Annotated in this window: 14 protein-coding genes; all 14 read right to left on the bottom strand. The window is 34.5% G+C overall.

Annotated features, from left to right (window positions below; translation table 11 throughout):
- Positions 1–3: 3 nt before the first annotated feature.
- Positions 4–912: a D-alanine--D-alanine ligase gene (locus B6C84_RS04215; RefSeq protein WP_086320947.1), complete on the bottom strand. Its 909-nt coding sequence runs from the start codon at positions 910–912 to the stop codon at positions 4–6.
- A 2-nt stretch (positions 913–914) separates the two neighbouring features.
- A complete protein-coding gene (murC, locus tag B6C84_RS04220; RefSeq protein ID WP_065578125.1) occupies positions 915–2,363 on the bottom strand; it encodes a UDP-N-acetylmuramate--L-alanine ligase in 1,449 nt (482 codons plus the stop codon).
- 142 nt (positions 2,364–2,505) lie between these two features.
- The gene (murG, locus tag B6C84_RS04225; RefSeq protein WP_086320948.1) at positions 2,506–3,558 is read right to left on the bottom strand and encodes an undecaprenyldiphospho-muramoylpentapeptide beta-N-acetylglucosaminyltransferase; all 1,053 of its coding nucleotides are present in this window, start codon (positions 3,556–3,558) and stop codon (positions 2,506–2,508) included.
- Positions 3,558–4,709 carry a cell division protein FtsW gene (ftsW, locus tag B6C84_RS04230; RefSeq protein WP_081298822.1) on the bottom strand — a complete coding sequence of 384 codons (1,152 nt, stop codon included), beginning with the start codon at positions 4,707–4,709 and terminating at the stop codon, positions 3,558–3,560. Before ftsW ends, murG begins: the two co-directional genes overlap by 1 nt.
- The gene (murD, locus tag B6C84_RS04235) at positions 4,706–6,043 is read right to left on the bottom strand and encodes a UDP-N-acetylmuramoyl-L-alanine--D-glutamate ligase (RefSeq protein ID WP_086320949.1); all 1,338 of its coding nucleotides are present in this window, start codon (positions 6,041–6,043) and stop codon (positions 4,706–4,708) included. Before murD ends, ftsW begins: the two co-directional genes overlap by 4 nt.
- A gap of 24 nt (positions 6,044–6,067) precedes the next feature.
- A complete protein-coding gene (gene mraY / locus B6C84_RS04240; protein ID WP_065614424.1) occupies positions 6,068–7,150 on the bottom strand; it encodes a phospho-N-acetylmuramoyl-pentapeptide-transferase in 1,083 nt (360 codons plus the stop codon).
- A 4-nt stretch (positions 7,151–7,154) separates the two neighbouring features.
- A complete protein-coding gene (gene murF, locus B6C84_RS04245; RefSeq protein ID WP_086320950.1) occupies positions 7,155–8,519 on the bottom strand; it encodes a UDP-N-acetylmuramoyl-tripeptide--D-alanyl-D-alanine ligase in 1,365 nt (454 codons plus the stop codon).
- Positions 8,516–10,063, bottom strand: coding sequence for a UDP-N-acetylmuramoyl-L-alanyl-D-glutamate--2,6-diaminopimelate ligase (gene murE, locus B6C84_RS04250; RefSeq protein WP_086320951.1), 1,548 nt, complete (start codon positions 10,061–10,063; stop codon positions 8,516–8,518). Before murE ends, murF begins: the two co-directional genes overlap by 4 nt.
- A gap of 13 nt (positions 10,064–10,076) precedes the next feature.
- Entirely contained in the window at positions 10,077–11,855 is a 1,779-nt protein-coding gene (gene ftsI / locus B6C84_RS04255; RefSeq protein WP_034901166.1) for a peptidoglycan glycosyltransferase FtsI, read from the bottom strand.
- Entirely contained in the window at positions 11,855–12,235 is a 381-nt protein-coding gene (gene ftsL, locus B6C84_RS04260; protein ID WP_065578131.1) for a cell division protein FtsL, read from the bottom strand. Before ftsL ends, ftsI begins: the two co-directional genes overlap by 1 nt.
- Positions 12,228–13,163: a 16S rRNA (cytosine(1402)-N(4))-methyltransferase RsmH gene (gene rsmH, locus B6C84_RS04265; protein ID WP_086320952.1), complete on the bottom strand. Its 936-nt coding sequence runs from the start codon at positions 13,161–13,163 to the stop codon at positions 12,228–12,230. Before rsmH ends, ftsL begins: the two co-directional genes overlap by 8 nt.
- Before the next feature lie 15 nt (positions 13,164–13,178).
- Positions 13,179–13,625 (bottom strand): division/cell wall cluster transcriptional repressor MraZ, encoded by a 447-nt coding sequence (gene mraZ, locus B6C84_RS04270; protein WP_034901162.1) that lies wholly within the window; start codon positions 13,623–13,625, stop codon positions 13,179–13,181.
- A gap of 384 nt (positions 13,626–14,009) precedes the next feature.
- Positions 14,010–14,708, bottom strand: a complete 699-nt coding sequence (gene pgl / locus B6C84_RS04275) for a 6-phosphogluconolactonase (protein ID WP_065578134.1) — start codon at positions 14,706–14,708, stop codon at positions 14,010–14,012.
- A gap of 13 nt (positions 14,709–14,721) precedes the next feature.
- Positions 14,722–16,182, bottom strand: a complete 1,461-nt coding sequence (zwf, locus tag B6C84_RS04280) for a glucose-6-phosphate dehydrogenase (RefSeq protein ID WP_086320953.1) — start codon at positions 16,180–16,182, stop codon at positions 14,722–14,724.
- Between the last annotated feature and the right edge of the window lie 93 nt (positions 16,183–16,275).

Genomic DNA, 16,275 nt, shown 5'->3' on the forward strand with positions numbered 1-16,275 from the left:
CAATTATATGGTTGCTAATTGTAAAATACGTTTAACCAATTCACTAAATGACCAGCCATATTCTTTTGCCGCCATTGGTACCAAGCTGTGATCTGTCATTCCAGGGGCAGTATTTACCTCAAGTAAATATGGCTTTTCATTTTCATCAAACATAATATCGACTCTTCCCCAACCTCTACATTCTACAGCTTTATAAGCATCTAGAGCTAACTTACGAATTTCTTGTTCTTTAGCATCACTTAATCCACTAGGGCAAAAATATTGGGTTTTATCTGACAAATACTTTGCATCATAATCATAAAAATTGGTAGCAGGTTTAATGTAAATTGCAGGTAAAACATCTTCACCAACAATAGCTACAGTAAACTCTGGTCCAGCTAAAAATGACTCGATCATCACGGTATTATCATATTTAAAGGCAATATCAACAGCCGCTTTTAATTCGTCTGCTTGATTAACTCTGGACATACCGACACTTGAACCTTCATGGCTAGGTTTAACAAACAATGGTAAGCCAAGTTTTTTAATAATATTATCAACATCAATTGATTGTGATTTATCAACCATTACATAATCAGCAACAGGTAAACCAAGAGATTTCCACACTAGTTTGGTTTTTAACTTATCCATAGTTAATGCTGACGATAAAACATCACTTCCGGTATAAGGAATATTTTGATAAGTTAAAATGGCTTGAGTAATACCATCTTCACCACCACGCCCATGCAAAATAATAAATGCTTTTGAAAAACCATCTTGTTTTAAATTAGTTATACAATACTCTTTTGTATCAACAAGATGGGCATCAATACCATTTTCTTTTAATCCTGCTAGAACAGCTTGTCCTGATTTTAGTGATACTTCACGTTCAGCAGAGGTTCCACCATACAATACAGCAACTTTATCAACCATTATTATAAAACCCCTTTTGAAAATAATTGACTACCAGCTAATTGACGGGCAATCCGACCAACACTACCAGCGCCTTGTGTTAATAACAAATCTCCGCCTTGTAATATTTCTTTCATAATTTCCGGTACCAGATCTAAATCTGAAACATAAATTGGATCCACTTTTCCTCGATTACGAATTGAACGACAAAGTGAACGACTATCAGCACCAGCAATAGGTTGTTCTCCTGCAGAATAAACATCTAACATAACTAATGCATCAACTTGAGAAAGTACTTGGGCAAAATCATCAAATAGATCTCTAGTTCTCGTATATCTATGTGGTTGAAATAACATAACTAAACGCCGATCTGGCCAACCATTTCTAGCCGCCTGAATTGTAGCATTGACTTCACTAGGATGATGCCCATAATCATCAACCATCATTATATCTTTATCATTGCCGTAAGGGAAAATACCTAGAAGATCAAAACGTCGACTAGTACCAGCAAATTTAGCCAGCGCACGTACAATTGAATCATCATCAATACCATCCTCTGTTGCTGCAATAATCGCTGCTGCGGAATTTAAAGCATTATGTTTACCTGGTGCATTTAATTCAATTTGTAAATCATCTCTATCTGGACGGCAAACTGTATAATAACTAACACCTCTTTCTTGGCGATAATTTTTAATCACAACATCGGCTTCTTCGCTAAACCCATAGGTTATAATTTTACGGCCAACAACCGGTAATAACTCGCGATTAATCGGATCGTCATAACACATAACGGCTAAACCATAAAAAGGAAGATTGCGTAAAAAAGATATAAAGGTTTGTTTAAGATTTTCTACACTTCCTTGATAGGTATCCATATGGTCAGGTTCGATATTAGTGACTATAGAGACCATAGGTTGTAGATGTAAAAATGAAGCATCACTTTCATCTGCTTCAGCAATAAAATAACGGCTACTACCTAATCTAGCATGTGTTCCTGCCGCTTTTACTAATCCACCATTAACAAAAGTTGGATCAAGTTTAGCTTCAGCATATATAGAAGTAACCATTGCTGTAGTGGTTGTTTTACCATGGGTACCAGCGATAGCAATACCATATCGAAAACGCATTAACTCAGCTAACATTTCAGCTCTTTGAATCACTGGTATCCGAGCCTCTCTAGCTGCAATAACTTCTATATTATCCTGAGAAATCGCCGAAGAGATAACCACAACACTAGCACTCAGGACGTTTTCAGCAGCATGACCAATGACAATTTTAGCACCTAATGTTTCTAAATGCTGAGTTACAGGATTTTCAGCAATATCTGAACCGCTAATTTGATATCCTTCATTAGCAAGAACTTCGGCAATACCGCCCATGCCCGCGCCACCAATACCAACAAAATGGATATGTTTGACTCGTTTCATTTCTGGAATGATTGCTCTTAATTCAGCTAATTCCTTAGTATTCACACTTAAACCCCTAGCTAGTTATTTACTTTTTATTTAGTATTCGGTATTTAAAAATTTATTGGACAATCATTTATCAAACAAATTAAGATTAAATATCAAACACATCAATAAAACAATTACTTAAAATTATATATAAAATTCACTATTTTACCACCGAAATAAGCGTTTCGGCTACTCTTTCCGTCGAATTTATAATTGATAAACTTTTTGCTTTAATAGCCATTTCAACTAAATCTTCGCGACTCAAATTCTCAAGTAACGTAAATAGTGAGTCAACATTGAAATCTGGTTGTTCCATTATCTTTGCTGCACCAATATCTGCTAAAGATTTCGCATTCCAAAATTGTTGGCGATCTTTATGCATAAATGGTACGAAAATAGCTCCAATACCAACAACTTCAATCTCACTTACAGTTAATGCCCCACTACGGCAAATTACGATATCAGCCCAATCATAAGCTTCTTTGACATCTGTTATAAATTCTGTCACACGATTATTTGTCATATCACAATGCTGATATGATTTAAGTACATCATCTAACATACCCTTACCTGTTTGATGCCAAACAACATACTTATCAGACAATCTTGTAATTACTCGAGGTACAACATCATTAATAACTTTGGCTCCTTGACTTCCGCCCATAATCAAGACTCTAATTGGGCCTTGTCGATCTTTAAATCTTTCGATTGGTTCTTTAATCGTTAATAAATCACTACGAACAGGATTTCCAACAACTTCTGCATTAGAAAATGCTGTTGGAAAAGCTTGTAAAACTCTGGTCGCAATTTTAGCTAAAGATTTGTTAGTTAAACCTGCTATACCATTTTGTTCATGTAATACAACCGGAATGCCTAAAGATTTAGCCGCAATTCCACCCGGTCCGGAAACATATCCTCCCATACCTAAAACGACATCAGGACGATAATTTTTTAAGATTTTTCTTGCTTGAAAAACCGCTTTTAATATTTTGTAAGGCGCCTTTAATAAGGCCATTTTACCTTTTCCTCGTAAGCCTGATATTTGAATAAAATCAATATCAATACCATTTTCTGGCACTAAATGTGCTTCCATACGGTCTGCAGTGCCTAGCCATCTTACTTGCCAACCTTGCTTCATTAAATAATGAGCAACAGCAATACCTGGAAATACATGACCACCAGTTCCACCAGCCATGACTAATAATTTTTTCATTATTTTATCGACCTTATTCTTGCTTGAGTTTGTTGTTGTCTAAACTCAAAATCTATTCTCAGTAATATTGCAACAGCAATACTCATCACAATAAGGCTTGAGCCTCCATAACTAATAAATGGCAAGGTTAAACCTTTTGTCGGTAACATACCGGAGGTTACACCAACATTAACAAAAGTTTGAAATCCAAACCAAATACCAATTTCACAAGCCAAATAGCCTGAAAATTGAGAACCTTCATTCAAAGCTCGATAGCCGATTGCTAATGCTTTGAAAGTTAGAAAGAAGAGTAATAGCAATAACGCAGCAACACCAATATATCCATACTCTTCTGAAATAATTGAGAAAATAAAGTCGGTATGACATTCAGGTAAATAGCGTAATTTAAAAATAGAATTACCAATTCCTTGCCCAGTAATACCACCATTACCAATGGCCATTAATGATGCAACGAGCTGATAACCAGCACCAGTTGCATCTTGCCATGGATCAAGAAATGTCATTAAACGCGTTAAACGATAAGACTCATATAAAATAAGGCAAACTACAGCACCTACTCCAGTTAGTAAAATCGCAATAAATTGCCATAATTGAGCGCCAGCAATAAATAAAATACCTATTGTTACCATAAATAATACAATTACAGTACCTAAGTCAGGCTGTTTAAGTAACAAAATTGACAAAACTGCCATAACCACCATAGGTTTGAAAAAGCCCCAAAAGCCGCTTTGGACTTCTTCTGACTTACGGGCTAAATAACCTGCTAAAAATAAAAATAACGATAATTTAGAAAGTTCAGCTGGCTGAAAATTAAAAACACCTAATGGGATCCAACGAGACGCACCGTTGATTGAAGAACCAATCCCTAAAACAACTATCAACATAATAATTGAAAGGATTAATAAAACTGATCCAAATTGTTGCCAACGTTGCATCGGAATATATAACGTGATCCCCATTAAAAAGAGCGACATTCCGATTTGAATCAACTCTCGTTGCGTATAGAAAAATGGGTCACTCTCATTAAACGCCATTGATGAAGATGTTACCATAATTAAACCAAATACTATTAAACCAATTACAGTCCAAAGTAGTTGGTTATCAAATGGAATATTTGGATTAACTTGTTTTTTTATCCAGAAGAATGTCATGTATCACTCCTTGAACCATACTGTTTGGCAAGTTGTGCAAATAGATTTCCACGCTCAATATAGTTTTTAAATTGGTCTAAACTCGCACAAGCTGGAGAGAGCAACACGACATCATTTGCGACTACTTTTTTAGCTATACACTGAATGGCTTCAGACATAGTTAACGTAACAGTTGTCATTTCAGGGGCTAAATTAGCAAGCAAATCTCGATCTCGGCCAAAACAGAAGATTTCAATATTTCTACTTTTTAAATAAGGAATCAAAGGGGTAAAGTCTGCCGATTTACCATCACCACCTAACAATAAAAATAGTTTTCCATTACATATAACACTTTTCAATGCCGCTTCAGTACTACCGACATTAGTGGCTTTAGAATCATTAATCCATTTGACATTATTGTTATCAAATACTAATTCAAAACGATGAGGTAAACCTTGAAAATTAGAAATTGTTTGTAAGCTTGAATCTCGTGGGATCTGTAAATTATCAGCAATAGCTAAAGCAGCCAAAGCATTCAGATAATTATGACAGCCGATTAGTTTCATTGATTTAGTTGATAAAACAGGCTGATTTTGTGCAATTAAATGTTCATACTTCTCATCTAAATGATAGTCTCCATTGTTTAATCCAAAAGAGACACAATGTTGTTGTTGTTTACCAAACGGTTTAGTCAATTTATCATCATAGTTAATAACACAACATTTTGCATTATGATAAATGCGTTGTTTCGCTTCAGTATATTGCAACAATCCTAGTGGATAACGATCCATATGGTCTTCAGAAATATTCAAAATTGTTGCCACTGAAGCTTGTAAACTTGATGTTGTTTCTAATTGAAAACTTGATAGTTCAAGGACATAAACATCACAGTCTTGTTGCAATAATGATAAAGCGGGTTCACCTATATTGCCACCTACACCAACTTTTATACCAGCTGCTTTTATAATATCGCCAACCAAAGTAGTGACAGTCGTTTTACCGTTTGCCCCGGTAATGGCAATAACTTTTTTATTTGTTTGTTGATTAATTTCACGGCAAAAAAGTTCAATATCCCCAATAATCTCAATACCGAGTTCAGCAGCTTTTTGTAATTCAGGTGTTGATAAAGCAATACCTGGACTAGCAATAATCAAGTCAGACTCAAATAGCCAATCTGTATTTAAATTACCTAAATGATAAATAACTCGCTTATCTAATTGCTCTAATCCTGGAGGAGATGAACGAGTATCAATTACTTTTGGTATAACATTTTGAGCAAGAAAATAGTTAACGCAGGAAAGTCCTGTAATACCTAATCCGATAATAACAATTTTTTTACCTTGATAATCAACCATGATTTAATCCTGCTCTAATATTATTTAGCGTAATTTCAAAGTTAATAAACCAATTACCACTAACATCAGTGAAATAATCCAAAACCGAACAATAACTCTTGGTTCAGGCCAACCTTTTAATTCATAGTGATGATGAATTGGTGCCATTCGAAAAATTCGTTTACCTCTTAATTTAAAGGATCCTACTTGTAAAATTACAGATAAGGTTTCAATAACAAAAATACCACCCATAACTAATAATAAGAACTCTTGTCTGAGTAAAACAGAAATAATCCCAAACACACCACCTAAAGCTAATGAACCGACATCGCCCATAAAGACCATTGCCGGATAAGTGTTAAACCATAAAAAACCAAGACCAGCACCAATAATAGCTGTACAAACAATCATTAATTCGCCACTAAATTTAATATATGGAATATGTAAATAGGCAGCAAAATTAACATTACCAGTTGCCCAAGAAACAAGTGCAAAACCAGCAGCAACAAAAACTGTTGGCATGATTGCCAATCCATCGAGACCATCGGTCAAATTCACTGCATTACCAGCACCAACTATGACGACATAAGTCAATAAGATAAACCACAATCCTAATTGCGGCATAACATCTTTAAAGAATGGGACAACTAGAACTGTAACAGAACTATCTTTTCCATAAGCATAAAGACCAAAAGCAACAATTAATGCAATAACTGACTGCCAAAAATATTTCCATCGAGCAATTAGACCCGCTGTATTTTTACGTATAACTTTTAAATAATCATCTGCAAAGCCAACAATACCATAACCAAGTAATACAAATAATGTTACCCAAACATAAGGATTTCGCAGATCAGCCCATAAAAAAACTGAAATTGAAATGGAGGCTAATATAAGTGTTCCTCCCATTGTTGGTGTTCCTTTTTTACTTAAATGGGATTCGGGACCATCATGACGAATAACTTGACCAATCTGCAATTTTTGTAACCAATCTATGACTTTTTGCCCCATAATTAGCGAAATGGTCAATGAAGTTAATAGCGCTAAAATAGCCCTTACCGTAAGATAAGAAATAACATTAAAGAAAGTAAAATATTTAACTAAATATTCTGATATCCACACCAACATAATTTTAATCCCGACCTATTTTTGTTTGAATTTCCACGATAAGATCTTCCATTTTTGCACTACGTGACCCTTTGACTAACATAGTTAAAGTTGGATGTAGACGTAGTAAGTTTAATAAATAATCTACAGCACTTTGTTTATCAATAAAATGATGACCAACACCACTAAATTGACTGATTAATTCACTTAGCTGACCGACACTAACAACACAATCAATATTTTGTTGTTTAGCTAACTCGCCGATTTGTTGATGATAAATATTTGCATCGTTACCCAATTCAGCCATATCACCAACGACTAATACTTTATACCCGGGCTGTGTTGCTAAAACATGTATAGCAGCTGACATTGAGCCAACGTTAGCATTATAACAATCATCCCAAATTAACTGCGTTTGATTTAACCTAACAGGATACAACCGTCCTTTTACTGGTTTTGATGCAGCTAAACCGTTTTTAACCTGTGTTAAACTTGCACCTACTGATATTGCTAAAGCTGATGCCGCTATTGCATTAGATATATTGTGCTCACCAACTAACGGTAAGCTAATTTCGCTCTCACCAATTGGGGTATGCAATGTAAAAACTGTCTGATCCATCATTTTTATATTGCTGGCATAAAAATCGGCAGAAGAATCAGCTGTTGAAAAAGTCCAGACAGTTTTATTTTTGAGCATAGCTAACCATTTATCAGAACAACTTTCCAAATTAATAATTGCAATTCCGTTATCAGCTAATCCTTCAAAAATTTCACCTTTAGCTGTTGCTACACCCTCAAGAGAACCAAATCCCTCAATATGCGCCAAAGCTATATTATTAATCAGCGCACTGTTTGGTTTAACTAAGCGTGTAGTATAAGCAATTTCACCAATATGATTGGCACCTAATTCAACAACTGCAAATTGGTCTTGCTTCTTTAATCGTAGTAATGTTAGTGGCACACCTATATCATTATTAAAATTACCTTGAGTATAAAGAGTCTCACCACATTGTTGTAAAATATTAGCAGTCATTTCTTTGACGGAGGTTTTGCCCGATGAACCAGTTAACGCAACAAATTTTGCTGAACTTTTATCTCTTACAAATTCAGCTAGTTGACCTAAGGCTATATAAGTATCATTGACCACTATTTGAGGAATATCATTATCGATTTTACGATTTACAATTACCGCAATAGCACCATCGTCAATAGCTTGTTTAGCAAATAAATGACCATCAAATTTTTCACCGACCAATGCAATAAATAGTGATTGTTCAGTAATTTTTCGTGAATCAGTACAAATTTCCCTAATAGTCAATTCTTCATCTGGAAGATGATAAGATGTACCATTGACGATTGTTGCAATTTGTTTAATAACTAAAGGAATCATGATAGATTCTCTACTCCTAAAATCTGTTTTACCGTTTCTTGATCTGAATAATGATGTTTAGTTTTACCAATAATTTGGTAATCTTCATGTCCTTTTCCAGCAATTAAGATCACATCATCAGCTTTAGCCTGAGCAAGAGTTTCTCGGATAGCTGTAACTCTATCGGTAATAACTTGTGTATTTTTAATATTGCTTAAACCTTGCTCTATATCATGAATAATTTTAGCCTCATCTTCAGTTCGGGGATTATCATTTGTTAATACAATTTTATCAGCAAATTGTTCCGCGACTTCGGCCATTAAAGGTCTTTTACCGGTATCTCTATCGCCACCACAACCAAAAATCACCCATAATTGGCCTTTGCAATGAATACGACTTGCTTGTAATGCTTTTTGTAATGCATCTGGCGTATGTGCATAATCAATAATGACTGTCGGACTATTTTTTACATGTATTACTTCCATACGACCACAGATCGGCTTAAGATATGATGCCATATTAACAACAGCAAAAAATGGATAATCAAGAGTCAACAAGGTTGCAATTGCTAACAATACATTTGATACATTAAATTCACCTAATAATCGGCTGTGAATAATAGCTTTACCCCAACTCGATTCCATATGAATTTTGGCCCCTTTATCATGATATTCAATCATTGATACGCCAACATAGGGCTTATCCAATGTTTTTAAACGGCGCAATGATTTAGGTTGACATGACACAACCGTAACACTTGATAATTTGTCAATCCAACGCCGTCCGTATTCATCATCATAATTAATAATTGATTTACCTGAACTAGCAACTTGCTTTTCGTGTTCATCACCGCTGAATAATGACCATTTTGCTTTAGCATATTTATTCATGGTTTTATGATAATCAAGGTGATCACGACTTAAATTAGTAAACACTGTTGCAGCACAATTTAATGCTTTCACTCGATTCATCGCTAAACCATGGGACGAAATTTCCATGGTGACAACTTGAACTTGTTGCGTGAAAAATTCGGCTAAAGCAGATTGAACGTCAATAGCCGATAAAGTCGTATTTAATGAAGGCTCAAGTTGATTATAAATACCATTACCTATCGTACCCAATAATGCGGCTTTTTTATTTAACAAAGTTACACATTGTGCAATAAGCTGAGTTACTGTTGTTTTACCATTAGTTCCTGTTACACCAATAACCGATAAGTTTTTTGATGGTGAACAATAAAAGTCGTCTGCAATTTTTGATAATTTTTGAGAAAGCTGAAATATACTAATTTGTGGAATAACTTTCTTATTTTTTTGTTTAAGATAATCAATTTTCAAATCATTTGATTTTCTATTTGTTTCAATTAGAACTACAGCAGCACCAGATGAGATAGCTTGCGGAATAAAATCCCGACCATTAACGGTATACCCTTTAATAGCAATAAAAACATCATCTTTATTTACTTTTCGACTATCAATTATCAAATGATTAAGCGGAAAATCATCTAGTTCTAGATCACTCCCACCTAATAATTTATATAACGTTTTAAATGTGTTAGTTGCCATTATTTGTTACCTACTAATATACGATCATTTGGCCATCTACTTGGCGGTCTGGTTTAACGTTCATTGTTCTAAGAACACCACCCATAATTCGACTAAAAACAGGCGCTGAAACGGATCCCCCGTAATATTGTCCTGCTTTTGGATTATCAATTACCACAACTAGTGAATATTTTGGCCCTGTTGCCGGTGCAATACCTGCGGTATAAGCTAAATACTGGTTGACATATCGACCACCAGCTAGTTTTTTAGCTGTACCCGTTTTAACACCGACACTATATCCAGGAACTGAGGCTTTAGTTCCGCCACCGGTTACTGCCACAGCTTCCATCAATTGCACTACAGTTTTAGCTATTTTTTCACTTACAACCCGTTTACCTTCTACGGGTTCTGTCACTTTTAATATTGAAACCGGTCGATAAACACCATAACTACCTATAGTTGCATAAGCTCGAGCTAATTGTAATGGGGTAACACTTAAGCCATAACCAAAAGAAAAAGTTGCACGCTCTATATCCGCCCATTTTCTTGTTCTATCGGCAGCAATAGAACCACTAACTTCACCGCCTAAACCAAGTTCTGTTGGTTGGCCTAAGCCAAAACGACTATAAAACTCAACCAGATCACCTGATTGCATTTGCAGTGCTAATTTACTTACCCCTACATTACTGGATTTTTCCAAAATACCAGCCAAATTCAGTGCTTTTTGATAAGAAACATCTTTTATTTCATAGCGGTTAACTAAAAACGGTCTAGTATCTATGATAGTGTTCAAATCAGCTATTTTCTTTTCTAATGCAGCCATAACAACTAAAGGTTTAACTGTTGAACCTGGCTCGAATGCATCTGTTATGGCTCGATTTCGTAACAAATTATAATCAATTGAAGAACGATTATTTGGATTATAGGATGGACTAGTTGCCATCGCTAAAATCTCACCAGTATGAACATCGATCAAAACAGCTGTACCACTATCAGCCTTATTAAATGTAACAGCTTGACTAAGCTCGCTATAAACGAGCGACTGTAAACGCTCATCAATACTTAACGTTAAATCAGAGGCAATTTCACTTTCTGTTCTTTCTAGCTCCTCAATAACACGACCAACTCTATCTCGTCTTACTACACGTTGTCCTGATTCACCAATAAGCCATTTATTAAAACTTTTTTCGATACCTTCAGAACCTTTTTCTGTACCGTTTTCATCGGTATCTGTTAAGCCAATTAATTGGGCGATATTTTCTGCTGCAGGGTAATAACGTTTTGATGTCTTAGCAAACGATATTCCTGGTAATTTCAATTTTTTTAAATAATCTGATATGGTTGGTGTAATTTGTTTAGATAAATAAACAAAACGCATCGATGGATTACTCAATTTTTGTTCTAATGTCGACATTGGAATATTTAACGTTTTCGCTAATCCTTGCCAACGAATATCATTGGCATCAACCCCTCCTTTTTGCACAACTATTTTTGGATCAGCCCAAACATCATACATTGGAACGCTAACGGCCAGTGCTCTGCCATTACGATCAGTAATCATCGCTCTCGGTGCACTCATTTCTTGATGACGAATAGAACGTTTATTGGCTTCAGCAATAAGTTTATCGGGTTCGATTATTTGTAAAATAGCCAATCTAATCAACAAACCAATAATGGCTAAAATAATAAAGCCATATACTAGGTAGAATCGATTAAGCGTAAAAACTTGCTTTTTACTGTTTAATTTATTCCCTTTATTCGATTTCGTAGTAAGTCTTACGTTATCTTTTTTATTTTTATTGGCAAACTTCATTATTTACTCTTTATCACAATAACGGTTTCATTTTGAGGTGTAACATACGACATACTTAATTGATTTTTAGCTTTTTCTTCAATCCGTTTTGGATCTGCAAGCACGTTTTCTTCAATAACTAAATTACGCCATTCACTTTCTAATACATCTTGTTCAAGTAGTAATTGTTCACGTTCAAATAATTGTTTACGTACCTGCTGTGTTGTTATCAATATAGCACCAGCTGAGATAATAATAAGTAACAATAACAATAATGAAATCTTTTGATGACCAAGCAAATCATTAAGGATTAATCCAAATAAACTTTTACTTGGTCTTTTTTGATTGTGTATTTCTACACTAGTTCTGTTATAAATTTCATTGTTTTGGTTACTATTCATTTTTCCTTTCTGCTATCCTTAATATCGCGCTACGTGAACGCGGGTTACCATATATTTCATCATTACTCGGCTTAATTTTGCCAAGTGATTTTAATTTAGCATTACCATATTGTTTAATTTGTTGTTCTGTTAATGGTAACCCTGCAGGTAAATCTGGACCTTTACTCTGTTTATTAATAAATTGTTTTACGATTCTATCTTCTAAGGAATGAAAACTAATCACCGCAAGTCTTCCTTGGTTAGCCAGTATTGACAAGCTGCTATTTAATGCTTGTTCAACTTCCTCAAGTTCACTATTTATGTAAATCCTAATAGCTTGAAATGAGCGTGTTGCTGGATGTTTATTTTTATCTTTCTTCGGAGTCACTTTTTCAATTAAACTCGCTAACTCTAAGGTACGAGTGATTGGTGCTATCTTATTTTGCTCGACAATTGCCCGCGCGATACGTTTAGCAAATTTTTCCTCACCAAAAGTTTTTAATACCCATGCAATATCATTTTCATCACTATTTAGTAACCACTCACTTGCAGTTATACCTTTATGATTATTCATTCGCATATCAAGTGGTCCATCTTTCATAAAAGAAAATCCTCTTTCAGGATCATCTAATTGAGGTGATGACACACCTAAATCTAACAAAAAACCATCAACGCAACCTAGTAACCCTAATTCATTAATATATTGATATACATTAGAAAATTCACCTCTAACAAAAGTAAATCTAGGATCATTTATCTGACATGCTGCTTGCTCAGCCCTATCATCACGGTCAATTGCTATTAGTTTTCCTTTGTCACCTAATTGTTCGAGGATCAAACGAGAATGACCACCACGGCCAAAAGTCCCATCAACATAAATACCGTTTTTTTTTAAATTCAATGCTTCTACAGCTTCATTTAATAAAACTGTTTTATGTTGATAATCCATTGTTATTTACTCTTATTAAATTGTTAGATTTTTTAAATTATCTGATAAGTTTTCAATATCTGTTGGTAACGCAGCAATATCATCACTAATTTGTTGATACCATATTCCTTCATCCCAAATTTCAAATTTATTAGATTGGCCGACAAACATAGTATGTTTTTCTAGTTTTGCATAAGTACGTAAAGTTGGTGGAAGTAAAATACGTCCAGCATTATCTAAATTACATTCCGTTGCATAACCTAATAGTAGCCTTTTAATTCTTCTTTCTACTTCAATAATAGTCGACAATGTTGATAGTTGTAATTCAATTTTTTGCCATTCAGACATTGAATAAAGTGTTAAACAAGGATGATATAAACCAATGGTACAAACTAAACCGTCAGACAAAAAATCACGATAACGAGTAGGAATTGCTATTCGCCCTTTACTATCTAAATTGATTGAAATTGCACCACTAAACATGAAAGCACCATAATTAACAATTTTTATTGTTTTTAATTAATAAAAAAATCAATATGTTAATTAAAATCCTATTTTTTACCACTTTACCCCACTTTTTACCACAAAAGTTAATAAAATAATAGATGTTTAATTAATTTATTTCTACCAATGTAAAAAATGTCTATAACTGCTAGTAAATACTAACAACTGGAATAAAGTAATAAAAAATATTAAAAGGAATTATGGATGTAGTTATTAAATACTAAACGTTATGTTTTCTAATAAAAAATGCTGTTGATCAGAGCATTATAAATATAAAAGATAAATGATTTTTGGTAACAATAGATTTTAGTACCAGACTGAAAATTAGAATATTGCCAGTCAGAACTGGCAATCTTGATTTAGTTAAGAAGCAGTCCAAAAACCAATAACATTAACTTTGTTTTGCTGCAAAACTGCACGAATAGGCATTTGATTAATATCGTCGCCTTGTTCTGCTTGCTCAAGTACTTGCATTTTACTTTCACCAACTAAATGTAAATAGATATTTTCACTATCTAAAATAGTAGGTAATGTTAAGGTAATACGATCAAGTGGAGCGGTTAATGGTGTCATACCGATAACTTTGCGACCGGATTTCATATCTAACCCCGCCATTAAATTAGCTGCGCCAGGGAAAAGCGAGGCAGTATGTCCATCTTCACCCATTCCCAAAATTAACACATCAAATGGCATCGGAATTTTATTTAATATTTTATCGGTAATTTCTGCACCGTCGAATGGATTATCACAACTATTTTTCAAGCCGACAAAATTAGCTAATTTAGCCTTATTTTGTAGTAAATAAGTTAATACTAACTTCTCATTACTTGCATCATCAGTATCAGCTACCCATCGATCATCAACTAATGTAATAAAAACCTTATGCCAATCTAAATCTTGTTGGCTTAGTAATTTAAATAGTGGTATAGGTGTTTTTCCACCAGACACGGCGATAGAAGCATGTCCTTTTTTATCAATAGCCTTTTTTAGTTCTTTGACAATATGGGCGGCTAAATCTTCAATCAATATTTGACTGTTTGAATATTTATTTAATGTAAACATTTTCGCAATTCCTCTATTCAAATTCATGCCATGAATGACCATCTTTGGTGATCAAAGCCACTGAAGCGACAGGCCCCCAAGTACCTGCAGGATAGGTTTTTGGTGATTCATTATCTAAATTCCAAGCGCTAATAATTGAATCAACCCATTTCCATGCTGCTTCAACTTCATCACGGTGAACAAATAAAGCTTGTCTGCCACGCATCACTTCTAATAATAAACGCTCATAAGCATCAGCACTATGTTGATGAAATGTTTCTCTAAAACTTAAGTCTAGCTTAGTAGTTTGTAAATTATGAGTACTATCTAAGCCAGGAACTTTATTTAAAATTTCAATGTCCATACCTTCATCTGGCTGTAAACGGATAGTTAGTTTATTTTGTGGCAATTCTGAATAAGATTCGCTAAATAAATTAAGCGGTAAAGATTTAAAATAAACCACAACTTCAGAACATTTGCTTGGTAAGCGTTTACCCGTTCTTAAATAGAAAGGAACCCCTGCCCAACGCCAATTATCTATATCCACACGAATAGCAACAAATGTTTCCGTATTACTTTGCTTATTAGCACCATCTTCTTCTAAATAACCAGGCACATTAATACCATTAACAAATCCAGCCGTATATTGGCCTCTAACTACTTTTTCACGAATATTAGCTTTATTAATTGGACGTAATGCATTCAGTACTGCAATCTTTTCTCTACGTAAACTATCGTCGTCAAGATTTGCCGGTGGCGACATTGCAATCATAGTAAGAATTTGTAATAAATGATTTTGCACCATATCTCGCATTTGCCCAGCTTTATCAAAATAACCCCAACGCCCCTCAATTCCAACTTGTTCGGCAACAGTTATTTCAACATGATCGATTGAATTTCTATCCCAAAATGCAGCAAACACAGGGTTAGCAAAGCGTAATGCAAGTAAATTTAAAACTGACTCTTTGCCTAAATAATGATCAATACGATAAACTTGTGACTCACTAAAAAATTTTGCAACTGAATCATTAATTTCTTTCGATGATTGTAAATCAAAACCTAATGGCTTTTCCATGACAATTCGACTTTGAGATTGGTTCAAACCTGCAGCTGCTAAGCCTTGACAGATAGTCCCAAATGCATTCGGATGCATAGCAAAATAAAAAATAGCAGGATGCGATTTTTCAAGTTTATTTTTCAAAGAATCAAACCCTGATATATCATTAACATCTAATTTATGAAAGTTTAGACGCTGACTAAGTCGTTGCCAAACACTTTCATCTAAAGGCTCGGACATAAATGAGGTCAACGCATCTTTAGCTACTTCAGCATAAGCCTTTTGATCCCAATCAGCACGGCCTACACCTAGAATTTTTGTCTGTTTTGGTAACTTTCCATATTTTTCTAATTGATATAGAGACGGTAAAAGTTTACGCCTCGTTAAATCCCCTTTAGCGCCAAAAATAACTAAATCGCAAGCTGGGATATCAGACATGAAGTTCTCCTAAAATGGTGTCATCTACAATTTATTTTATTATGTTTGATTACCAGTATACATCAAGTTAATAGAATAAATCATAATAATAGG

The sequence above is a fragment of the Gilliamella apis genome, from assembly GCF_002142155.1.
In the GTDB taxonomy this organism is placed as follows: Bacteria; Pseudomonadota; Gammaproteobacteria; order Enterobacterales; family Orbaceae; genus Gilliamella; species Gilliamella apis.